The sequence below is a fragment of the Melioribacteraceae bacterium genome (assembly GCA_035362835.1).
In the GTDB taxonomy this organism is placed as follows: domain Bacteria; phylum Bacteroidota; class Ignavibacteria; order Ignavibacteriales; family Melioribacteraceae; genus DSXH01.
Genome location: DAOSDY010000001.1, coordinates 37,370 through 59,272 on the forward strand (window position 1 = coordinate 37,370; position 21,903 = coordinate 59,272).

Genomic DNA, 21,903 nt, shown 5'->3' on the forward strand with positions numbered 1-21,903 from the left:
ATTTTATTCAGACCCGGACTATATAAATAATATATGAAGCTGGGCCTGACAAATTATTACAGGACGCTGAGAGCCGAAAATTTAAGGTAAGAAGTTTCCTCCATCGCCGGATTTTTCGGGTGATCCTTGGAAGCATTATTATAATAGAATTGCTGAACCTCTCTTCCCGATTTTACTGAGGCTGAATTTAATATTTCGAGGAATTGAGAATCTTTAAGGTGATATGAACATGAAGAAGTAAAAAGAAAACCGCCGGGAGTTACAATCTGCATTGCAAGCCGGTTCAGTTTTTCATAACCTTTAATAGCCTTGGGAAGGCTTTTTTTATTCTTCGCGAAAGCCGGGGGATCAATAATCACGGCATCGAATTTCAGATTCTGCGAAATACACTTTTCCAAATAATCAAAAACATCAGAATCAATAAATTGACTTTCCGAATTGAATCCGTTAAGCACGAAATTTCCGGAAGCGTTCTTCAGCTCCTGCGAGGAAGAATCGACAAAGGTGACAGAGCCGGCTCCGTTCAACGCCGCATGGAGACCGAATCCGCCCGAATTGCAGAAGCAATCGAGTACGGATTTGTCTTTGCAGAAACGTCCAACAAATTCCCTGTTGTCACACTGATCGAAATAGAAGCCGGTCTTTTGCGAGGAATTGAAATCAATTTTATACTTTACGAATCCATCATCAATAATTTCATCCGTCCTGCTGCCGGAATATACTTTATCCTCTTCAGGCAAACATTCAAGTTTTCTGAAATACTCTTCGTTCCTGGAAAAGATATTTACTGCATCATATTTTTCTTTTAATATCCTGATTATCAGTTCGGTCCTTTTTTCCATTCCCGAAGAATAGATCTGGAGAACAAATGAATTATTGTACTTATCGATAATAAGGCCGGGCAGATAATCACTTTCGCTGAAAACCATTCTGAAGGAATTTCGTTCCGGATATATCCTCCTCCTCAGTTCAAAAGCTGCTGAAAGTTTCTCTTCAAAGAGACTGTTAAGATCGAATTCAACTTTATTTGTCAGAATTCTTGCGGTAATAAGTGAATTTGTATTATAAAAGCCCGATGCAATATAATTTCCTTTATGATCGGATATTGAGATCAGGTCGCCGTTTTCAATTGTGGAACCGTCATTTTCAATTCTTTCTACTTCATTGCTGAAAACCCAGAGATGCCCGTGTTTTATACGGATTTCTTCTTTCTTTTTAAGTATTAAACGGTTCAATTCTGCCTCAAATAGTTGTGCAAATATAAGTCTCCTATAGTTCAGAAAGGACTTTTAATTATATTTGGGATGCAAATTTTAACAAACAAGGAAAAATTCATGAGATTCAGATACGTGTTTATTCTGATGGCTGCACTAATAATTACGGCCTGTTCAAAAAATGAGGAGAATGAGAGCATAGAGAATAAATCGAATGCACAACAGCATAAAGTTACTGTTCAGGAAGTTATTCAGGTTACAGATTACACCTACCTTCGTGTAACCGAAGACGGAAAAGAATACTGGATGGCAGCACCTAAAGCCGAATTCAAGGAAGGCGAAGTGGTTCTCTACAACAAGGCGATGGAGATGAAAAACTTTACAAGCAAAGAGCTCGACAAAACGTTCGACTCGATATTATTTATCGATGCCGCGAGTGTAAAACTTGGTGAGGGAATAATGAATCAGCCGCAGAAACCTGTTCTTGCAAAGGAGGAAGTTAAAGTTGAACCGGTGATAGGCGGGATTACAATAGAACAGATTTTCTCCAAGCCTGAATCATATTCAAACAAGATTGTAAAAGTAAAAGGGAAAGTTGTTAAAGTTAATACCGGAATTATGAAGAGGAACTGGGTCCATTTGCAGGACGGAACGAAATATAAAGATGATTTCGATCTTACAATTACAACAAATGAGAATGTAAAAGTTGGAGACGTAGTAATTTTTGAAGGCAAGATTGTTCTGAACAAAGATTTCGGATACGGTTATTCCTACAAAGTTCTAATGGAAGATGCCAAAGCGGCTACTAACCTATAAAATAAATTAAAAAAAGCCGGGTAAGCCCGGCTTTTTTTATCTCAATCCTTTCTTAATAAGCTCAACCCTGTTGATTCCGTTAAGCGCGGCAACACGGTAAGCTTCTGCCATTGTAGGATAATTAAAAGTTGTATTCACAAAATAGATCAGACTATTACCTTCACCCTTCTGGGACATAATCGCCTGCCCGATATGAATAATTTCCGATGCGCCGTAACCGAAACAATGAATACCGAGAATCTCGAGAGTATCGCGGTGAAACAGTATCTTTAACATTCCAACAGTTCTTCCGGTTATTTGTGCCCTTGCAAGATGTCTGAAAAATGAATGACCTACTTCGTAAGGAATCTTTTTCTCCGTCAGTTCCCTTTCATTCAATCCAACCGAACTGATTTCGGGAAGAGTATATATACCAGTTGGAATATCTTCTATCTTCAGAGTTGCTTGTTCGTTGTAGAGAAGGTTGCGTGCGGCAAATCTTCCCTGATCGTACGCGGCGCTTGCAAGCGAAGGATATCCGATAACGTCGCCAACAGCGTAAATGTGGGGAACTACTGTCTGGTAATACTGATTAACAGGTATGGAGCCTCTTCCGTCCGGAATAATTCCCATTTCCTCCAGTCCCATATTCTGCGAGTTTCCTGTTCTTCCCTGCGCCCAGAGGAGGTATTCGCTTCTGATCTGTTTATTCGATTTAAGGTAGATTGTAACGCCTTTATCGTCAGGAACAACTTTTTCATATTCCTCGTTATGCCTAATCAATACACCATTCTCACGCAAGTGATAAGCGAGCGCATCTATTATCTCATCGTCTAAAAATGAAAGGAGCTGATGACGTGTGTTAATCAGATTTACTTTTATACTCAGGCCGCGGAAAATGGAAGCGTATTCGCAACCTATCACTCCGGCACCGTATATAGTCAAAGTTTTAGGATTATCCTGTATTTTAAGAAGTTTATCGCTGTCGATAATACGCGGATGAGTGAAGTCGACATCCGGCGGATGATAAGGCCGTGAACCCGTAGCAATAACAAAGGCATCCGACTGATAAACTTTTTTTAAGCCGGTATGTTCTGTAACTTCTATTTTATGCAGGTCGATAAACCGGGCTCTTCCGATAAGGAGATTAACAGAATTTCTCCTGTAAAAACTCTCCCTCAATTCAACCTGGTTCTTAATTATCGATTCAGTCTGACGAAGAAGTGTCTGGTAATCCGAACCGGCGAGTCTTCCGCCATCCATGAGTATCTGACTTGCATGCCGGAGGGCTTTACTTGGAATAGTACCTTTATGTGTATTAGCACCGCCGACGAGTGAGAAATCGTCGCATACAGCAACTTTTTTTCCGTGTTTAGCGCAAGCCATGGCAGCACCTTCTCCGCCGGGTCCGCTGCCTATTATAATTGTGTCATATTTTTCCATCGGGGGATTTCATTCCTGTTTTATGTGACAAAATTAAGTGAACAATTTTGTAAACGCAAAGTGAAGTAATTATCAGTAGAAAATAATATCGAACTGACCATCTGACAACCGCCCATCATTTCAACAAAGAGGAATCGATCCTATTTTTTATCTATCGGATTTGTAGTATGTTTGCATCACTTCACAAAAATTTAATCAGGAAAAAATGTCGACTGAACCGAACAAAATAATTTATTCGATGATCGGTGTAAGCAAGTATTATAATAACAAACCGGTCATAAAAGATATTTACCTTTCATATTTCTACGGAGCTAAAATCGGTGTATTAGGATTGAACGGATCCGGAAAAAGCACACTTCTAAAAATCCTTTCAGGTGTTGATAAAGATTTTAACGGAGAGACTGCCGTTTCACCCGGATTTACAATTGGACTGCTGGAACAGGAGCCGCTCCTCGATAATTCTAAAACAGTTAAGGAAGTGGTACAGGAAGGTGTTCAGGAAATTGTAGACGTTCTGAAAGAGTATGATGAAATAAATGCGAAGTTCGCAGAGCCGATGACGGACGATGAGATGAACGATCTGCTCGAGCGTCAGGGCAGGGTGCAGGAAAAGCTAGACCATCTTGATGCATGGGACCTCGATTCCAAACTGGATATGGCGATGGATGTTCTGGGATGCCCTCCTCCCGATACTCCCGTAGAGGTTCTTTCGGGCGGAGAACGGAGACGTGTTGCTCTATGCCGGCTGCTTCTTAAAAAGCCTGACATTCTGCTTCTTGATGAACCGACAAACCACCTGGACGCTGAGACCGTATTATGGCTTGAAGCGGAGTTGAACAGGTATGAAGGTACAATTATAGCAGTAACACACGACAGATATTTTCTTGATAACGTTGCCGGATGGATACTTGAACTTGATAGAGGTGAAGGCATTCCGTGGAAAGGAAATTATTCATCCTGGCTCGACCAGAAGAAAAACCGTCTTCTGCTGGAAGAGAAAAAAGAAACGGACAGACAAAAAACACTGCAGAGAGAACTTGAATGGATCAGGATGGCACCGAGGGCACGACATGCAAAATCGAAAGCAAGAATCGCATCATACGAGGAGATGCTGAACGAGGAGACCGAAAAAAGGCAGAAGGAATTGGAATTGTATATTCCTCCCGGTCCAAGACTCGGAAACATTGTAATTGAGGCGGAGAATGTATCCAAATCATACGGAGAAAAACTTTTATTCGAGAATCTTAGTTTCAAACTTCCTCCCGGCGGTATAGTCGGGGTAATCGGTCCGAACGGTGCCGGTAAAACAACTTTATTCAGAATGATTGTAGGACAGGAAAAGCCCGACAGCGGAACATTCAGGATCGGGGAGACTGTTAAGCTCGCTTATGTGGATCAGAGCCGCGAGATACTGGACCCGGGAAAGAGTGTCTGGCAGATGATTTCAGGAGGAGATGAACTTCTACGACTCGGCAACAGAGAAATTAATTCGCGTGCATATGTAGGTCAGTTTAATTTTACAGGCGCTGATCAGCAGAAGAAGGTTGGAATGCTATCGGGCGGTGAAAGGAATCGTGTTCAGCTTGCCCTCGCTCTCAAAGAACATGCAAATGTAATACTGCTGGATGAGCCTACAAACGATCTCGATGTAAATACAATGAGAGCTCTGGAAGAAGGACTCTTGAACTTTGCAGGCTGTGCAGTTGTAATTAGCCACGACCGCTGGTTCCTCGACCGTATCTGCACTCATATTCTTGCTTTCGAAGGAGACAGTAAGGTGGTCTGGTTTGAAGGTAATTTTTCCGATTACCAGGAGAACAGAAGAGAACGGCTTGGTAAAGATGCCGATGTTCCGCATAGGGTTAAGTACAAGAAATTGACACGGTAGGTTGGAGAATTTTCCACAAGTAATAGTAAAAAAATTTCGTTATAATATTTCTGCCAGTGTCATAACGCTGTTAAAAAAATATCTTTTGCAACAGCTATTTAAATACTTTGCAAAACCTTTTCCAATTTAGCCGAAACTTCCGACGCAATTTCTTCAAGTGCCGGATTCCCCACACTCTTCATTGATTCCATCGGATTAACAAAACTTACCTGCACTTTATTTTCTTTTTCCTGGACAACTACATTACAGGGGAGCAGAACACCGAGAGTATCTTCGGCCTGAAGCGCTCTGTGAGCAAAAGGCGGATTACATGCGCCAAGAATTCTGTATTTACGGAAATCGACATCAAGTTTCTTCTTTAATGTCTCCTTAACATCTATTTCAGTAAGCACACCGAATCCTTCCTTTTTCAATTCCTCGGTTATTTTTGCAATTGTTTCATCAAATGAATAATCAACGGTTTTTGAATTGTGATAGCCCATTACTCCCTCTTTTTTTTATCGGTTAGATGCAAAACATTTCAATGGGATTCTGAATTCCCTGATACTATATGAAAAAGAAATTGGAAAGAATAATCACCAAGATTATCCCTATTATATTCAGAATGAATCCAGCTTTCACCATATCCCAGACCGATAATTTATGGCTTCCGAATACTATTGCATTCGGAGGCGTACCCACCGGCATCATGAAAGCAAGTGATACGGAAAATGTAGCGGGTATCATTAATGTAAGCGGTTCTATTCCTGTCTCTATTGCTAGTGATGCAAGCACCGGCAGAATTACTGTTGTTTGTGCTGAGTTTGAAGTAAGCTCGCTTGTAAAAACTACAATTGTACAGATAATTGCCAGCAGCACTATTATCGGTAATCCTGAAAGCCCGGCAAATTCCTGACCAATCAGCTTTGATAATCCGCTTTTTACAAATCCATCGGCGAGAGCAAATCCTCCTCCGAAAAGAAGTACAATATCCCAGGGCACTTTCCCTATATCGTCCTGTTTGAGCAGGAAATTAAATTTATGAGAATTTGAACCGCAGGGAATAAGAAAGAGCAATAATGCCATCGTTATAGCTACAGTGCTGTCGTCTATAAAAGCCATTGACGGGAAGAGGCCAGACCATCCCGGGATTATAAAAGTGCCGAGATCGAGTTCGCTTCTGAAAACCCATAGAAAAGCTGTAAGAAAGAAAACTACTAGAACGCTCTTCTCCTCATACGACATTTTACCGAGTTTGTTCTTTTCTTCGCGGATTATATTTTTATCGAGGACCAGGTCGCTGTCGGATCGGTAGACTATTTTTGTAAGAACAAACCATGTAATAATCATCATCACGGCAGCAAGCGGAACTCCGAATACCATCCACTCGCTGAATTTAATCATCGGTTCATCAGGGAAATTGATTTTATACATTCTCTGAAAGATCAAATTCGGTGGTGTACCTATAAGAGTAGCAATCCCGCCGATCGTACAGGAATAAGCAATAGCGAGCATAAGCGATTTGGAAAAATTCGAACTCCGTTCAATTCCGAATTCGGATTCAACTTTATAAATAATCGAGAGCCCGATCGGCAGAACCATCAGGCAAGTGGCCGTATTTGAAATCCACATCGATATAATACCTGATGCTACCATGAAACCGAAAATAATTTTTGCGGGACTGCTGCCGAACAATAGAATTACACTCAGAGCGATCCGTTTATGGAGGTTCCATTTTTCCATTGCAATCGCAATTATGAATCCCCCTACGAACAGCATAATTGTTGAGTTCATATATTGAGGTGCAATATCGGATGCCGAGACCACACCGAGTAATGGGAAAAGTATCAGAGGAACCAGAGATGTAGCGGCTAACGGGACCGATTCAAAAATCCACCATACAGCCATCAAAGTGGCGACTGCTGAAACAAGTTTTGCATTATAAAATTGAGAACCGAAATCGATAAAGAACCAGATTACTGCAAATAAAAAAATACCGAGGAAGAAACCGGTACTTTTTAAATAGAAGGGATTGAATCGGAATCTGCTTTGGTGGTTCATCGGTATTCCGTAATATTTTTGAGAAACCTGTTAGCGTTTTTTTAACATATGTATTAGATCAAGTTCAATTTTCTCTTCGCAATAAAACGGTTCGCCGTAATCTTTTCCGATTTTAAATCCGAATACCCGTGCACGTGCTTCCAGATTTTTAATAAAATTCGGCTGAGAGATAAATGTTTCAGGTTCAACACTCTGCGGATTATGGAACTGTGTTGAATAAGCAAGAATCGATTTCATCTTGAGTTCGAATGTTTCGCTGATATCGACTATGAACACCGGATCGAATTCATATGTCTGCATGTAGTAGAAAAGTTTTTTAGGTCTATTCGGATTCTGAATCTTATCGTTTTCTTCAGTTACAATTTTAGGTAATCCAGAGAAGAAGAAAGCCTCCTTGATAAGCTGACTGGTCCCGATATGGTCCGGGTGTCTGTCGTTGAAGTATGGTGCAAAAACAAACTGAGGTTTGTATTTACGTATACGGCTGATAATAATGTGAAGGTAGTTCTCATTGAATTTGAGTCCGCCGTCTTTGAATCCCAGATTTTCTCTTTGGGTTATATTAAGAATTGCAGAAGCTTTTTGGGCTTCAGCTTTTCTGGTATCGACAGATCCCCGCGTACCCATTTCACCTTTGCTGAGGTCAATAACCCCTACTTTAAGTCCCGCTGAAGATAATTTAGCAATAGTACCTCCCATCGAAATTTCTGCATCATCCGGATGGGCAGCAAAGACGAGAACATCAAGCTCCATATTTCCCTCTGAAATGAGTCTAATCCCGTGTTCAAATTAATAATATTTTTTTGAAAGTAAACAATCCGCAGCGAATAAAAACTTTACTGATTTTTGACTATTTTCGTCACAAAAGTTCCGGGATTAAATGAATAACAATTATGAAGCGGTTATAGGACTCGAAGTTCACGCCCAGCTTTCAACAGAAACCAAGATATTCTGCGGATGTTCTACTAAATTCGGTGCTGAACCCAACTCAAACGTCTGCCCTGTATGTCTTGGCCATCCGGGTGTGTTACCGGTAATGAATAAAAAAGTAGTCGAATATACGGTCCTGATGGGACTAGCTACAGGATGCAGAATAAACGAACGGTCCGTCTTCGCCCGAAAAAATTACTTTTACCCGGATCTTCCCAAAGGATATCAGATTTCGCAATACGAGGAACCGATATGTGAGAACGGCAAAGTAGAAATTGAATTTAAGGACGGTTCGAAAAAAACGATCGGAGTTACCAGGATTCATATGGAGGAGGATGCGGGCAAATCTATACACGACCAGAGCGGTTCAACTTTAATTGACCTTAACAGGTGCGGCACACCGCTTATAGAAATAGTAAGCGAACCGGATCTGCGCTCACCGGAAGAAGCTTACTTGTATCTGTCGAAACTTAGACAGGTCGTTACCTATTTGGGAATTTGCGACGGGAATATGGAACAGGGTTCGCTGAGGTGCGATGCAAATGTTTCTGTAAGATTGAAAGGAGCTTCGGCTTTCGGTACAAAGACAGAAGTGAAGAATATGAATTCTTTCAGGAATGTAGAGCGTGCAATCGCATTCGAAATTGAAAGGCAGATTGACCTGATTGAAGAAGGAAAAGAAGTTGTACAGGAAACACTGCTTTGGGACGCTGATACAAACAGCGCTTACCCGATGCGAAGCAAAGAAGAGGCACATGATTACCGTTATTTCCCCGACCCGGATCTGCTTTCGATAGTTGTTGACGGCAAATGGAGAAATGAAATTGAGAAGCGATTACCGGAATTACCAGATATAAGAAGGGACAGATTTATATCACAGTATCAGCTGCCGCAATACGATTCGGAGATACTTACATTTTCACGTCAGATGGCGGATTATTATGAACAGGTTGTTGCAGTTACCGGTGATTTCAAATCTGCAAGCAACTGGGTAATGACAGATGTACTGAAAATAGTGAATGACCAGAAAATTAATATTGAAGATTTTCCTGTAAAGCCATTGAACCTCGGGAAGATGTTAAAGATGATAGAAGATAAAACAATCAGCGGAAAAATTGCAAAAGAAATCTTCCCGGAGATGATAAAATCAGGTAAGGATCCGGAAGAGATTGTTAAAGAGAAAGGATTGGTTCAGATAAGTGATACTTCTGAAATTGAAAAAGCTGTTGAGAAAGTTATTGCGGCAAATCCGAAAGATGTGGAGGAATTTATTTCAGGTAAGGAAAAAGTACTAGGATTCCTTGTCGGACAGGTAATGAAAGAAACCAAAGGGAAAGCGAATCCGCAGATTCTAAATAAGATTCTGCGGGATAAGCTGAAGAATAAATAATCAGAACATTTCTCTAATTGACTGAAGAATAAGTAATCAGAACATTTCTCTAATTGACTGACGGAGATTTTTAGGCTCAATGCCGAATGACCGGAGTTTATCGGTATTAAGAGAAACATCCGCAACCTTATATAGTATCCCTTCCTCTTCCATGGTTGTTTTTATCAAAAGATTTTTATCTATTCCGGTTTCCTCACACAGGATTTCACCAAGTTCGTACCTTGAAACTCTTTCGGGCCCCGCAAAATTTACAATTTCACACTTAATATTTTTTTCAATCAGCCGGTTAATCATAGCTGCCGATTCTTTGAGTGCAAGAGGCGACCGGAATTGATCAGTAAATAATTTAACCGGTTTCCCGGATTTCAAGTTTTGGTACATCCTGTGGAAATTATTGAGTGAATGATTTAGTCCGAATCCAATGATTAGTGATTCACGCAAAATCAAATAATTATCGAACGTCTCTTTGATTTTTACCTCCCCCATTAACTTTGTTTCCGCATAGAGGGATACCGGAATAAGTTTGGCATCCTCCTTAAGATTAGAGCCTCTATAGCCGGCATAGACAAGATCGGTTGAAAAATAAAACAATCCGGCATTTATCCTTGAACAGATTTCCGCAAGAGATTGGGTTGAATTAACGTTTATATCATAGACCAGATCAGCCGGTAATGAATCTGCTTTTTCAGGACTCGATATTGCAGCGGCATGAATGATAATATCCGGTTTGAAACCGGATACTGCTTCTTCCAGTTTATTATGGTCCCTGATGTCAAGTTTTATAGAATTAAATTGACTGCAATTTCCAGGATTAAGATTGTATTGAGTAAGGATTTGGTGGTTTCCGGCCAGCTCGCGATTAAGATACTGTCCGATCAAACCGCTGCCACCCGTAATAAATATTTTCATTAATTAGGGCCTTTCGATAATATTTTAACTGCAATAATATTATTTTTGAAATAGAAACGGAATAAGCACTTTCAATTACTAACAATAAATACTTTTGATCAGGATCAAGATCATGAGCAGGATCAGGAGGATGGAAAGAGGTAATGATGAAACATTTAATAGGCGCACATACATTCGTAAGCGGAGGGCCAGCTTCAGCGGTTGACGCTGCGGACAAACTCGGCTTTTCAGCGATGCAAATCTTCACAAAAAATAATAATCAATACTTTGCCCGCGATCTTACAGAAGATGAAATAAATATTTACAAAGAAAAATTAAAGAGCTCCGGAATTAAGTTTGTTGTATCACACGATTCATATCTTATAAACCTTTGTGCAAAAGACCCTCAGGGGCTTGCAAAATCGCGTCAGGCATTTATTAAAGAGCTTGAAAGATGCGAGCAGCTCGGTATACCGCATCTTAATTTTCACCCCGGAGCTCATACCGGACAGGGCGAGGAGGAAGGTTTAAGAATAATCGCAGAATCTCTTAATTACGCCCATTCCAAAACACCCGGTTACAAAACTAAAAGTATGCTGGAAGTTACCGCCGGACAGGGAACTGCATTAGGATATAAGTTTGAGCATTTAAGAAAAATAATCGATATGGTAGATGATTCCGACCGTATGACTGTCTGCATCGATACTGCACACATCTGGGCAGCCGGATACAATATACGCGACCCTAAAGAATATAAAAAAGTAATAAAGGAATTTGACGAGATAATCGGGCTTGATATTTTAAAGTGCCTTCACATGAACGACAGCAAGAAAGAACTCGGTTCGAGGGTCGACAGGCACGACCATATAGGAAAAGGATTTATCGGACTTGAAGGATTTGCAAATATAATGAATGATAAAATGCTTGAGAAAGTACCTAAGATTCTGGAAACTCCTAAAGAGAAAGATCAGAAAGAGGATGTTGAAAATATTCAGGTTCTTTTGAGTCTTGTAAAGAAATAATGGATATCTATCAGAGAGGACGCAGGACCATAATACCGGTCTGTTTTTTATTCCCTTTTATATAATCGGCCAGCGGTTTTTCAGAGATCTGTACTTTATGTCCAACGTTCGGAGCGTGCATCAGGTGAATTCTTCCGTCCTCCATCCTAACCGCTATTCCCGTATGAGCAATATCGAGGCCTTCAATATTAGTTGTTATGCCGATGATGTCGCCGTTCTCTATTTTACTTTCTATTTTTTCAATTTTTTCCTGCGGGATATAAAAATATTTTCTTTTGCTGATCTTCTTTTCAAACGAGGCAATTTCAATAACGAACATTGGATTCTCTTTCAGCTGTCTGTATGAATCGACATGTTTTCTCATAAAATCGATCCTCTTTTTATACTGAACACCTCCGATCGGTTTTGTAACATCCTTTCCAACCCCTCTTTTATTCATATCGTAAATCCAATCGGAAAAATAATGGAGGCGTGAGGGATATTCCTTTTTAAGGCCGTCACGGTATCTTACGTTTATTAATTCATTCTGATAATCTTCAAAAGTAGTTTTACCCGATTTAATGCATCTTGCAAAAACCAGAGCGCTTTCGAGGAACGTGTAACAATCCAGTCCTGTAAGGTGGATTACGAGTTCCTCCCTATCACCTTTTTCGAGAGTGTTAGGGACATATTCGGTTCCTAGAAAACTTTTTCCTATTTCAATAATTATTTCATTAACCGGTTTTTCAGACAGATTTTTAGAAACAGCCAGTTCAAATTTTGAATTACAGATTTCAATGTCCTGCTGAGTATAGACCGGCTGTGAGTAAATCAATGTGGAAATGGCTGCTAAGATTATAAAAATTTTCAGAGCATATTTGAACATATTGCAAGATCCCGATTAATTTTTAATTGATGGAACAGAGCTTAGCACAGGAACGAAATCGTTTAAAACGGCGGCTCTTCGAGAGCAGCAATCGGTTCTTCACCTGCGGGAAGCTGCTGACGGAATCTCTCAAGATTTTCGAACCGGGCATAATCTTTAATAAATCTCAGTTTGGCCTCACCAGTTGGTCCGTTTCTTTGTTTTCCAACAATCACTTCTGCAATACCTTCTGTCGATTCTCCCTGCATATCACCGGTTCCGAAAGATTGAATCTGGTACATTTCCGGCCGGTAGAGGAAAAGGACAACGTCGGCATCCTGTTCAATAGAGCCTGATTCACGAAGATCCGAGAGCATCGGTTTTTTATCTGTGCGAGATTCAACTGCTCTGTTGAGCTGCGAAAGTGCAATTACAGGCAGGTTCAGTTCCTTAGCGAGCGCTTTAAGCGATCTTGAAATAGAGGAGATTTCCCGTTCACGGCTTTCCATCGAATTCGACGGATTTACAAGCTGAAGATAATCGACAATTATCAATCCGCAGTTCTTTTCATTCTTCAAGCGTCTTGCTTTAGCTCTCAATTCCAGGATTGAAATGCCGGGAGTATCATCGATATAGATCGGAGCTTTGCTTAGTTTATGAACGGTACGGCTTATTTTAGCTCCTTCCTCGGCTTTGAATTTTCCGGTTCTGACATTATGAGCATTGATACGCGCTTCGGCTGAGATCAAACGAGTTGCAAGCTGAATAGTGGACATTTCAAGACTAAAAATACCGATCGGGACATTATGATCGATAGCGGCATTGCGGGCTGCGGACATTGCAAACGCGGTTTTACCCATCGAAGGACGGGCAGCAATAATTATGAGATCCGATTTCTGGAAACCGCCAAGGAGTTCATCGAGTTCAAAGAAACCCGAAGGTACTGAGAAAGAGGAAATATTTTTTGAGTGAATTGCCTCGATAAGTTCCAGTGCTTCTTTAACGGCCTTATCCATCGACTTGAATGATTCTTTAATCCCCTCTTCGGAGATCTGAAATATTTTTGATTCAGCGGCATCGAGAAGGTCGAACACATCCTCGCTTCCTTCATAGGCATTGCGCGCAATATCCATTGAAGCCGTGATCAATTGCCTGAGAATCCATTTTTCCAGAACGATTCTCGCGTGATAGTCTACATTTGCCGCCGAGGAGACATCCTGCGTTAATTTTCCGAGGTAGGCGGCGCCGCCTGCTTCATCGACTTTACCGGATTTTTTAAGTTCTTCATAAATCGATACTGTGTCGATCGGTTCATCAGCTTCGTAGAGAGAGCTCATCGCTTCGAAGATTACACGGTTTTTCTTTTCGTAGAAGGACTCCGGTTTCAGTACTTCAATAGCTTTAGGTACGGCTTCAGTTTCAATAAGCATTGCGCCAAGTACGGACATTTCCACTTCAGGCGCTGCTGGCGGTTGTTTAGAAGCGGTTCTTAATTTTTCGAGAATCGCATCGTCTCTTTCGGTTTTTCGCGTAGAGGATCTTTTTGCCATTTTATTATTTCAATAGTTCATCGTAAAGTTTTTTGAATTTCTGTACATCCTCCCAGCATCCCCTTTTCCAGTTCGGATTTCTCAAGAGAGCAGCCGGGTGATAAGTTGCCATTACCTTAACACCGTTAAAATCGTAAACCGAGTTACGCAGATCGCCGAGAGAGAGTTTTTTATTCAGCAATCCGTTAGCAGCGACGCGTCCAAGGCAGAGAATAATTTTCGGTTTAATCAGTTCTATCTGCTTGTGAAGATAAGGAATACAAGTTTCCATTTCCAGAGGCTGCGGGTCCCTGTTTCCCGGGGGTCTGCATTTGAGGATATTAGCTATATAAACTTCCTCTCTTTTCAGGTTTACCGCTTTAAGAATGTCATTCAGTAATTTCCCGGCACGACCGACGAACGGTTCGCCCTGAGCGTCCTCTTCGGCACCCGGAGCTTCGCCTATAAGCATTGCATGTGCATTCGGGTTCCCGACACCGAATACAAATTTATTTCTTGTTTTACCGAGAGTGCATTTCTGACAATCGTGAATCGTCGAATAGAGCTGATCGATGGATTCAGAATTCTGAAAATCCTCCGTAAAGAGATTATCGTTTAATTCCATTTCAATCCTGCCGGTTACTTTAACAGTGTTATCAACAGCCACAAGACCTGTATTAAGGGAATCCGAGAAGAGATCATCACCGAAAATATCCTGCTGATCTTTCAGTGCTTCAACGAGTAATTTTTGAAAATCCTTGTTCAAATAAGTACCAGGAATAGTTTAACCGGCGTTCGAATTTAAGAAAAATGAGGTTATTTAAAAACAAAAGCGGAGAATGTTTTTCTCCGCTGATTTTTTAACCGGATTAATTTTATTTGTCTTTATCCGTTTTATACCTGAATTCGATTCCATCATTAACCAGTTCATTAATGGATTTGATATGTGGTTTTTCCCTTTTTTCGAATTCAAGAGAGAGTTTAAGCTGTTCGGGATTTTCTCTATCCTCGAACTCATCGTCGTGACCGGAAGAGACGGTACTTAACAGTGTATTGAACTCGAGTTTAGTATCGTCGTTCAATTTACGCGCTCTTTTAGCCGAAACAATAACGGCTTCGTAAAGATTCGGGATTCTTTCCTTTATCTTGGTAAGACTCATCGGTTTTATCATTTTACTATTCCTCCTTTGATAATTCTTTTTCTATAATTTCTTTTACTTCTTTTTTTGCCTGTTCAAGATTGATATTAGTCACTACATAATCGAACTGATTTTGAAAACCGATCTCCATTTCAGCTCTTTCCAGTCTTTTCTTAAGATCCTCATCCGATTCCGTATTCCGTTTAATAAGCCGTTCTTTCAATTCCTCAATACTAGGCGGAGCAATAAAGATCAATGTTGCGAACGGATATACTTTTTTTATTTTAAGCGCACCTTTTACATCTACTTCAAAGACAGTGGATAAACCATTAGAAATATTCTCATCAACCGGTTTTTTAAGTGTTCCATAATAGTAATCGTAAAATTTTTCCCATTCGGCAAAATCATCGTTTTCAATTTTCTTTTTAAATTCATCTTCACTTATGAAATAATAATCGACACCGTCTTTTTCAACATTTCTTCTTTTTCTCGTAGTAGCAGAGACAGAGAAGACAAACTCAGGGAATAATTTCATAATATTTCTGACGATAGTCGTTTTACCTGAACCGCTCGGGGCGGAAAATACGAACAATTTAGCTTTTCTGGCCACTATCTACTCAATATTCTGAATTTGTTCTCTTATTTTTTCAATTTCTTCCTTAATATAGATGCCCGAATGGGAGATATCCGAAGCAAGAGCTTTACTATTTATTGTATTTGCTTCCCGGTTCATTTCCTGAAGAATAAAATTAAGTCTTCTACCGGCATCGTCGGATTTATCAAGAGTATCGATAAACATCTTAAGATGACTTCTGAGTCTAACACATTCCTCAGTAACATCGTAACGTTCTGAAAGGATAGCAAGCTCGGTAATGAGGCGTTGTTCATTATCGATCAGATCCGAAACAAGCTGATTAGCTTTCTCTTTAAATCTCGCAAAATAATTTTCGAGACTCTCCTGTTTAATCCTCTCAATTTTTGTAACTACTTCTTCAATATGTTTAATTCTTTTGCGGACATCTTTTTCGAGCTCTCTGCCTTCAGCTTCTCTCATCCTGTTCATATCATCGATAGCGATATCAATAGCTTTTTCAACAAGCGGCATTTCGGCGCCGGCCTGTTCTTCGTCTTCTTTAAAGAAGAGATTCTGAAAGACCATCAGGTCGCTGAACGAGATTTTATTTTTCAGTCCTGAAGCTTTCCTTATATCCTTAAGAACTTTCATAGCAAGTTTAACGGAAGCCGGGTCGACCTCATTAAACTTTTCCTCAAACTCACCTCTCCGGACAGTAACCGCTAGATAGATTTTACCCCTTTTAATACGTGTTTTAACCTTTTCTCTTATCTCAAATTCCTTAGCAGCAAGAAATTTGGGAAGCCTGAGCGAAAGATCCAGATAACGGTTATTAAGGCTTTTAATCTCGGCCTCAGCGGAAAGGTCGTTTTCTTCGACATAACCTTTACCATAACCGGTCATACTTGAAATCATTAAGGCTCCGTAAAAAAGTGACTGCAAATTTACTTAAAAAGAGGCACCTAAACAAAGAGGGAAAATTAAATTAAAAGCTTTAAAAATTGATTATAAAATCAGAATGCTTCGCCTATTCCAATATGAAACTGGACAAGATCCTTCCAGAACTGTTTAGAGGAAATACTTCGCTTATCTGCAGGATCGTACAATTTAATTCCGAAATCGAGCCGGATCGGAGCAAAGTCGGAGTAATACCTGATACCGAAACCGCCAGCAACAGCGATCTGATCGGGACGGAATTCTCTATAGTCATTCCAGGTATTACCGTAATCGATAAACAATGCGGTGCCGAATTTTCCGAAAAGCCGGTTACGTGTTTCGATTGAACCTTCGAAGATAAAAAAACCGCCGGTTGCGGCACCTTTAGAAAGTACGGCTTCGAGGTCCTCCTGCGACGGATTTTCAAGATTCAGCAGAGGTTCGAGAGGCACAAGTTGTCGTGTACTCCAGCCTCTGACCGAGTTGCTTCCACCTGCATAAAAACGCTGGTTAAGAGATATATCCGCCTTATCACCTTTATAATTAAAAATCTGTCCGGCTTTGAATTTGAGACCGAATGAATTTGTATTCGAAGAATAGAAAGGAAGAAAAACAGAAGCCGAAGCAAGTAATTTGAAATAGAGCGGTCTTTCGAAATCCGAACCGAAAATATTGCTGAAAAGATAAGGGATAGAATTGGCTTCTTCTATCAGCAAGGAAAGAGAATAACCGGAAGTCGGAAAAAAAACATCATCGGTTTTGTTTGCACCCATAACAATTCCGAGCAATGCGTTGGTGCTTTTTGAAATAAGCTGTCCTCCCAGATCTGCATCCACAAAATCTGTTGCAAGAGAATCGGCAAGTTCTTTGTCCCCGGCAATTTCTTCTGTCCGTTGGAAATAGATACTCAGGAGGTCGATAAGATAATCCCTTTTATATGTGTACTCAGCTCTTTCAATATTGAAATAGGTCGAAAGTGAATTAAGATAAGTAAACTGCGGCATTTCGATATCGAAGCTTAGCTTGGCTCCGTATAAAGTAGAGTTGTATTCATTCTTTCTTTTCTGCAAAGTAAAATAGGATTCGAACTTAGTATTTATCGGGCGGCCGAAAAGGAACGGCTGTTCAATAATAAGCCGTGTATCGGTATATCCGAATACAGTAGAATCGTTAAATGACGGCTGCTTAAGAAACTCGGAGATATTCTGCGCCGCGGCGGAAGTACTCAGAGTAAGTTTGCGGGCATCGCCGAAGAGATTTTTCTTAGTAAAGCTTAAACCCATACCGAGGTTAAACGTATTATCCTCGTTGTTAATAATTATTTCGGGGGATAGCTCGTGAAGCATGCCAACGTCCGCACTAATATTCAAAGGTACCCTGTTAGCAGATGTATCGGCAATAACAGCATTGATTATAGCAGAGTTGAAAAGCTCTGTTCTGTAGAGCCTGACCTGGCCGCGCTGAATGTCGTAGTGACTGTAATAGTTTCCCGGAGAAATTCCGACAATATCCTTGAGAAGTTGATCTTCGACGAAATCCATTCCAGGGCCGGTTCTGGCCGTATAAATATCACTTATTATATATCTTCTTCCCGGATTATACTTGATTTCAACATCAACCCTGTTGATCATCGTGTCTATAATTACAGTCGGCTGTTCGAATGAAGCGAGCATAAATCCGTTATCCCGGAGGTAGGAGATTGTAAAGTTTTTTCTCTGCTCGAGGAGATCATCACTATAGATAATCGTAGTATCAACTTTAATGTTATCCAGAATCAAATCGAGAAATTCTCCGGGTATTTTATCTTTAAGACCCGAGACATTAAATGAACGGAATTTAGCCGGCACCGATTCATCAATTAGATAAGTTAATGATACTCCGTCTTCACTTGTTTCAATTTTATGACCGATCTTAATTTTGAAATATCCTCTGGATAGATAGAGAGTCTTAAGGGCCTGAAGATCGAGCGGAATTAGCAGAGAGTCGAAATAAACAGAAGACCCGCCGAAACTTGAAAAACTGTGGAGAAATTGCGAAAATCCGGATGGAGTTTCCTTTGATAAAATGACTGAGCTAAGTTCGGAATAAGGTATAGAATTATTCCCGACAAATTCAATTGATATCAATTCTTTCCGGCCGTTTGATTGAGCAAACAGATTAAGGGAAACCAGAAAAATCAGTATGTAGGTCGATTTGATTCTCAACAATTTTCCATTTTCAATATGTTATTTTAACCTGAGTACCAATTTTTACAATTGAAGCAAGTTCATCAATATTTCTATTACTAATGGCAACCGAGCCGTTAGTCCAATTGAATACAAAAGGAAGGTTCCTGAAAATCAGATCAAATTCCCCTATCCCGTGAATCCCGATATTGGAACCAAGCCTGGTTTCGGGCGGGGGACATTCATTTTTCTTTGATGAAATAAGAATCACTTCAAACTCATCCTGATTTATGTATCCTCTTTTTAATGCTTCGGCCGCATCATTCTCATTCGGATAACTTAGCTGAAAGAACTTATGATATTTATGCATCGTATCGATTGAGCAGACTTTATAATCCCCGATCGGTGTAACGAGATCATCTCCAGAAGTTTTTATTTTATTCAGATTCTTACCGAATACTGCTTTGTAAGATTTTATAAAAACATTACCCGAATAGATCTGGACCAGATAGCTGCTTCGGTCAACAACAATTTTAAGATTTTCAATTCGAGTCACATTCTTTTCTCTAAGCGCTTGATCAAGTGGTATTTCACTTGAATTGAGAATAAGTCCATATAGAATGAGGCCGGCAAAAAAGATCAGAATACTGGCAATGATATATAGAATATTCTTAAGCACTTAGAATAGTTTTTTTACTAAACGTAAAATTATTGCTAATTAATATAAAAAAGCGCCTGATAAGGCGCTTTTAATAATTTTTGAAATTATTGTTTATTGTTCATTATTTTTTATTTACATCGGCTTCAACAACAGCGATTGCAGTCATATTGAAAATATCGCCGACGGTATCACCGCGTTGAATAACATGAACAGGTTTTTTCATACCGGTGAGGATCGGGCCTATAACAGTAGCGTCAGTCAGACGCTGAAAGAGTTTATATGCGATATTTCCGGCGTCAAGATTGGGGAATATCAACACATTTGCTCCGCCCTTCAGACTTGAGAACGGGAATTCGGATTCGAGACGTTCCGGAACAACAGCAGTATCGGCCTGCATTTCACCGTCTATCATAAGGTCGGGGCGTTTCTCTTTAACAATCTTAACTGCTTTAGAAACCTTTTCCGACTGCGGATGAGCAGCACTTCCAAAGTTGCTGAAAGAGAGCATTGCAATTTTCGGTTTAATGTCGAATGCTTTTACAGCTTCAGCCGTGCTGATTGCGATTTCGGCAAGCTGTTCGGCAGTTGGATCGATATTAACAGTCGTATCCGCAAAGAAGAAGACACGGTTTTTAACAATGACAACATACATACCGGAAACTGTGCTCAATCCTTCTTTAGCACCGATACACTGAAGAGCAGGTCTGATAGTTTGAGGATAATGATAAGTTAGTCCGCCTATCAGAGCATCGGCATCGCCGAGCTGAACCATCATAGCGGCATAATAGTTTGGTTCTTTCATCAATGATTTGGCATCTCTAAGAGTAATTCCTTTCCTCTGGCGAATCTTATAAAACTCCTCTGCGTATTTGTCTATTTTCGGGCAGTGCTCAGGGTCTCTTATCTCGAAATTTTTAGTATCGTAACCGAGCTCAGTAATTTTTTCTTTAATTATACTATCATTGCCGATAAGTATCGGCTGACCGATATTTTCTTCAAAAACAGAATTTGCTGCGCGGATAATTTTTTCTTCCATTCCTTCTGGATAAACGATTCTGCGCGGACTCTTCTGCGCTTTATGAACCATAACACGAACTATTTCGGAAGAGAAGCCGAGCCGTTCCTGTAACTGTTCTTTGTATTTATTCCAATCCTGTATCGGATTTTTAGCCACACCGGTATCCATTGCGGCTTTAGCGACTGCCGGTGCAACATACCAGAGAACTCTCGGATCAAACGGTTTCGGTATTATATATTCCGGACCGAATGAGAATTCCTTACCGCCGTAAGCATTGATAACCACTTCGGGTACTTTTTCCTTGGCAAGTTCAGCAAGAGCTTTTGTAGCGGCCATTTTCATTTCTTCATTAATTTTCTGTGCTCTTACATCGAGAGCGCCGCGGAATATAAACGGGAATCCGAGAACGTTATTAACCTGATTGGGGTAATCGCTTCTTCCGGTTGCCATTATAATATCTTTGCGTGCGGCTACGCCGTCTTCGTACGAAATTTCAGGATCGGGATTTGCCATAGCAAACACAATCGGATTTTTAGCCATTGCCTTAACCATATCTTTGGAAACAACATTACCTTTTGATAATCCGACAAATACATCGGCACCTGTCATAGCATCCAGAAGATCTTTATAGACAACATCCTGAGCGAACATTGCTTTATATTTGTTAAGGTCAGTGCGTTTTTTGTTTATGTGACCTTTAGTATCGAACATTGCAATATTTTCAACCTTTACACCCGCAGCGATATACATTTTACAGCATGCGACTGCTGATGCACCGGCACCTGAAATAACAAGTCTCATCTTATCGAGTTTTTTACCCGCCACTTCGGCGGCATTAATCAAAGCAGCACAGGAAATGATTGCTGTTCCATGCTGATCATCGTGGAAGACAGGGATATTCATTGTTTCAATAAGTTCTTCCTCAATTTCAAAACATTCGGGCGCTTTAATATCCTCCAGGTTAATTCCGCCGAATGTAGGTTCGAGGAGCTGAACGGCGCGGATAACTTCTTTAGGATCATGTGTTTTCAATTCAATATCAAAAACATCTATATCGGCAAATCTCTTAAACAGAACTCCTTTTCCTTCCATAACGGGTTTACCGGCATGCGGGCCGATATCTCCGAGCCCAAGAACGGCTGTACCGTTTGAGACAACTGCTACGAGATTTCCCTTGGCAGTATACTTATAAACGTCGTCGTCGTTCTTTTCGATTTCTCTACACGGTTCGGCAACACCGGGAGTGTAGGCCAATGATAATTCACGTGCGGTATAGCATGGTTTGGTAGGGATTACTTCAATTTTACCTTTTCTACCTTCGCTATGATACTTCAAAGCTTCGTCACGATTAAATGCCATGTTTTTTCCTCTTTGAATTGTCTAATGTTATTAATTGATATGATAATTAAGCTATTTAACGATTGTAA

General features: G+C 40.3%; 19 protein-coding genes. 4 read left to right on the forward strand and 15 right to left on the reverse strand.

The features are described from left to right. Positions 1-56: 56 nt before the first annotated feature. A complete protein-coding gene (locus PLZ15_00210) occupies positions 57-1,235 on the reverse strand; it encodes a class I SAM-dependent rRNA methyltransferase (GenBank protein HOI28149.1) in 1,179 nt (392 codons plus the stop codon). A 99-nt stretch (positions 1,236-1,334) separates the two neighbouring features. Here PLZ15_00210 and PLZ15_00215 point away from each other — a divergent pair, with 99 nt between their 5' ends. Next, complete coding sequence (locus PLZ15_00215) at positions 1,335-2,030, forward strand: GW dipeptide domain-containing protein (GenBank protein HOI28150.1); 696 nt, start codon at positions 1,335-1,337, stop codon at positions 2,028-2,030. Between the two features lie 36 nt (positions 2,031-2,066). On the opposite strand, the gene sthA is transcribed toward PLZ15_00215, so the two are convergent. Beyond that, entirely contained in the window at positions 2,067-3,452 is a 1,386-nt protein-coding gene (gene sthA / locus PLZ15_00220; protein HOI28151.1) for a Si-specific NAD(P)(+) transhydrogenase, read from the reverse strand. A gap of 205 nt (positions 3,453-3,657) precedes the next feature. On the opposite strand from sthA, the gene ettA reads away from it, so the two are divergent. Beyond that, a complete protein-coding gene (gene ettA, locus PLZ15_00225) occupies positions 3,658-5,340 on the forward strand; it encodes an energy-dependent translational throttle protein EttA (GenBank protein ID HOI28152.1) in 1,683 nt (560 codons plus the stop codon). Positions 5,341-5,438: 98 nt separating this feature from the next. Here the strand turns inward: ettA and PLZ15_00230 are convergent, their stop codons facing one another. From PLZ15_00230 to bshB1, 3 genes are all read right to left on the reverse strand, one after another. Then, positions 5,439-5,822 carry a DUF302 domain-containing protein gene (locus PLZ15_00230; GenBank protein HOI28153.1) on the reverse strand — a complete coding sequence of 128 codons (384 nt, stop codon included), beginning with the start codon at positions 5,820-5,822 and terminating at the stop codon, positions 5,439-5,441. A 64-nt stretch (positions 5,823-5,886) separates the two neighbouring features. Further along, the gene (locus PLZ15_00235; protein HOI28154.1) at positions 5,887-7,380 is read right to left on the reverse strand and encodes an SLC13 family permease; all 1,494 of its coding nucleotides are present in this window, start codon (positions 7,378-7,380) and stop codon (positions 5,887-5,889) included. 30 nt (positions 7,381-7,410) lie between these two features. Continuing rightward, complete coding sequence (gene bshB1 / locus PLZ15_00240; protein HOI28155.1) at positions 7,411-8,133, reverse strand: bacillithiol biosynthesis deacetylase BshB1; 723 nt, start codon at positions 8,131-8,133, stop codon at positions 7,411-7,413. A 127-nt stretch (positions 8,134-8,260) separates the two neighbouring features. Here bshB1 and gatB point away from each other — a divergent pair, with 127 nt between their 5' ends. After that, positions 8,261-9,700, forward strand: a complete 1,440-nt coding sequence (gene gatB / locus PLZ15_00245; protein ID HOI28156.1) for an Asp-tRNA(Asn)/Glu-tRNA(Gln) amidotransferase subunit GatB — start codon at positions 8,261-8,263, stop codon at positions 9,698-9,700. Positions 9,701-9,736: 36 nt separating this feature from the next. On the opposite strand, the gene PLZ15_00250 is transcribed toward gatB, so the two are convergent. Beyond that, complete coding sequence (locus PLZ15_00250; GenBank protein ID HOI28157.1) at positions 9,737-10,609, reverse strand: SDR family oxidoreductase; 873 nt, start codon at positions 10,607-10,609, stop codon at positions 9,737-9,739. Between the two features lie 143 nt (positions 10,610-10,752). On the opposite strand from PLZ15_00250, the gene PLZ15_00255 reads away from it, so the two are divergent. Further along, positions 10,753-11,610 (forward strand): deoxyribonuclease IV, encoded by an 858-nt coding sequence (locus PLZ15_00255; GenBank protein ID HOI28158.1) that lies wholly within the window; start codon positions 10,753-10,755, stop codon positions 11,608-11,610. Between the two features lie 10 nt (positions 11,611-11,620). Here PLZ15_00255 and PLZ15_00260 read toward each other — a convergent pair whose 3' ends face one another. The 9 genes from PLZ15_00260 to pta form a co-directional block, all read right to left on the reverse strand. Then, the gene (locus PLZ15_00260) at positions 11,621-12,475 is read right to left on the reverse strand and encodes a DUF1460 domain-containing protein (GenBank protein HOI28159.1); all 855 of its coding nucleotides are present in this window, start codon (positions 12,473-12,475) and stop codon (positions 11,621-11,623) included. A 62-nt stretch (positions 12,476-12,537) separates the two neighbouring features. Beyond that, positions 12,538-14,004 carry a replicative DNA helicase gene (dnaB, locus tag PLZ15_00265; protein HOI28160.1) on the reverse strand — a complete coding sequence of 489 codons (1,467 nt, stop codon included), beginning with the start codon at positions 14,002-14,004 and terminating at the stop codon, positions 12,538-12,540. A gap of 4 nt (positions 14,005-14,008) precedes the next feature. Next, a complete protein-coding gene (locus PLZ15_00270) occupies positions 14,009-14,749 on the reverse strand; it encodes a uracil-DNA glycosylase (protein HOI28161.1) in 741 nt (246 codons plus the stop codon). 109 nt (positions 14,750-14,858) lie between these two features. After that, positions 14,859-15,155: a DNA-directed RNA polymerase subunit omega gene (gene rpoZ / locus PLZ15_00275; GenBank protein ID HOI28162.1), complete on the reverse strand. Its 297-nt coding sequence runs from the start codon at positions 15,153-15,155 to the stop codon at positions 14,859-14,861. A 4-nt stretch (positions 15,156-15,159) separates the two neighbouring features. Next, positions 15,160-15,732, reverse strand: a complete 573-nt coding sequence (gmk, locus tag PLZ15_00280; protein ID HOI28163.1) for a guanylate kinase — start codon at positions 15,730-15,732, stop codon at positions 15,160-15,162. A 3-nt stretch (positions 15,733-15,735) separates the two neighbouring features. Next, positions 15,736-16,611, reverse strand: coding sequence for a YicC family protein (locus PLZ15_00285; GenBank protein ID HOI28164.1), 876 nt, complete (start codon positions 16,609-16,611; stop codon positions 15,736-15,738). A 98-nt stretch (positions 16,612-16,709) separates the two neighbouring features. Next, entirely contained in the window at positions 16,710-18,836 is a 2,127-nt protein-coding gene (locus PLZ15_00290; GenBank protein ID HOI28165.1) for a BamA/TamA family outer membrane protein, read from the reverse strand. A 13-nt stretch (positions 18,837-18,849) separates the two neighbouring features. After that, positions 18,850-19,353 carry a L,D-transpeptidase gene (locus tag PLZ15_00295; GenBank protein ID HOI28166.1) on the reverse strand — a complete coding sequence of 168 codons (504 nt, stop codon included), beginning with the start codon at positions 19,351-19,353 and terminating at the stop codon, positions 18,850-18,852. 226 nt (positions 19,354-19,579) lie between these two features. Beyond that, positions 19,580-21,835, reverse strand: a complete 2,256-nt coding sequence (gene pta, locus PLZ15_00300; GenBank protein HOI28167.1) for a phosphate acetyltransferase — start codon at positions 21,833-21,835, stop codon at positions 19,580-19,582. Between the last annotated feature and the right edge of the window lie 68 nt (positions 21,836-21,903).

Excerpts from the sequence above, each read along its gene's own strand:
- PLZ15_00285 (HOI28164.1), bottom strand. The coding sequence starts at position 16,611 with ATGATTTCAAGTATGACCGGTTATGGTAAAGGTTATGTCGAAGAAAAC.
- bshB1 (HOI28155.1), bottom strand. The coding sequence starts at position 8,133 with ATGGAGCTTGATGTTCTCGTCTTTGCTGCCCATCCGGATGATGCAGAA.
- ettA (HOI28152.1), top strand. The coding sequence starts at position 3,658 with ATGTCGACTGAACCGAACAAAATAATTTATTCGATGATCGGTGTAAGC.
- dnaB (HOI28160.1), bottom strand. The coding sequence starts at position 14,004 with ATGGCAAAAAGATCCTCTACGCGAAAAACCGAAAGAGACGATGCGATT.
- PLZ15_00250 (HOI28157.1), bottom strand. The coding sequence starts at position 10,609 with ATGAAAATATTTATTACGGGTGGCAGCGGTTTGATCGGACAGTATCTT.
- pta (HOI28167.1), bottom strand. The coding sequence starts at position 21,835 with ATGGCATTTAATCGTGACGAAGCTTTGAAGTATCATAGCGAAGGTAGA.
- rpoZ (HOI28162.1), bottom strand. The coding sequence starts at position 15,155 with ATGATAAAACCGATGAGTCTTACCAAGATAAAGGAAAGAATCCCGAAT.
- PLZ15_00215 (HOI28150.1), top strand. The coding sequence starts at position 1,335 with ATGAGATTCAGATACGTGTTTATTCTGATGGCTGCACTAATAATTACG.
- sthA (HOI28151.1), bottom strand. The coding sequence starts at position 3,452 with ATGGAAAAATATGACACAATTATAATAGGCAGCGGACCCGGCGGAGAA.
- PLZ15_00230 (HOI28153.1), bottom strand. The coding sequence starts at position 5,822 with ATGGGCTATCACAATTCAAAAACCGTTGATTATTCATTTGATGAAACA.
- gatB (HOI28156.1), top strand. The coding sequence starts at position 8,261 with ATGAATAACAATTATGAAGCGGTTATAGGACTCGAAGTTCACGCCCAG.
- PLZ15_00235 (HOI28154.1), bottom strand. The coding sequence starts at position 7,380 with ATGAACCACCAAAGCAGATTCCGATTCAATCCCTTCTATTTAAAAAGT.
- PLZ15_00255 (HOI28158.1), top strand. The coding sequence starts at position 10,753 with ATGATGAAACATTTAATAGGCGCACATACATTCGTAAGCGGAGGGCCA.
- PLZ15_00260 (HOI28159.1), bottom strand. The coding sequence starts at position 12,475 with ATGTTCAAATATGCTCTGAAAATTTTTATAATCTTAGCAGCCATTTCC.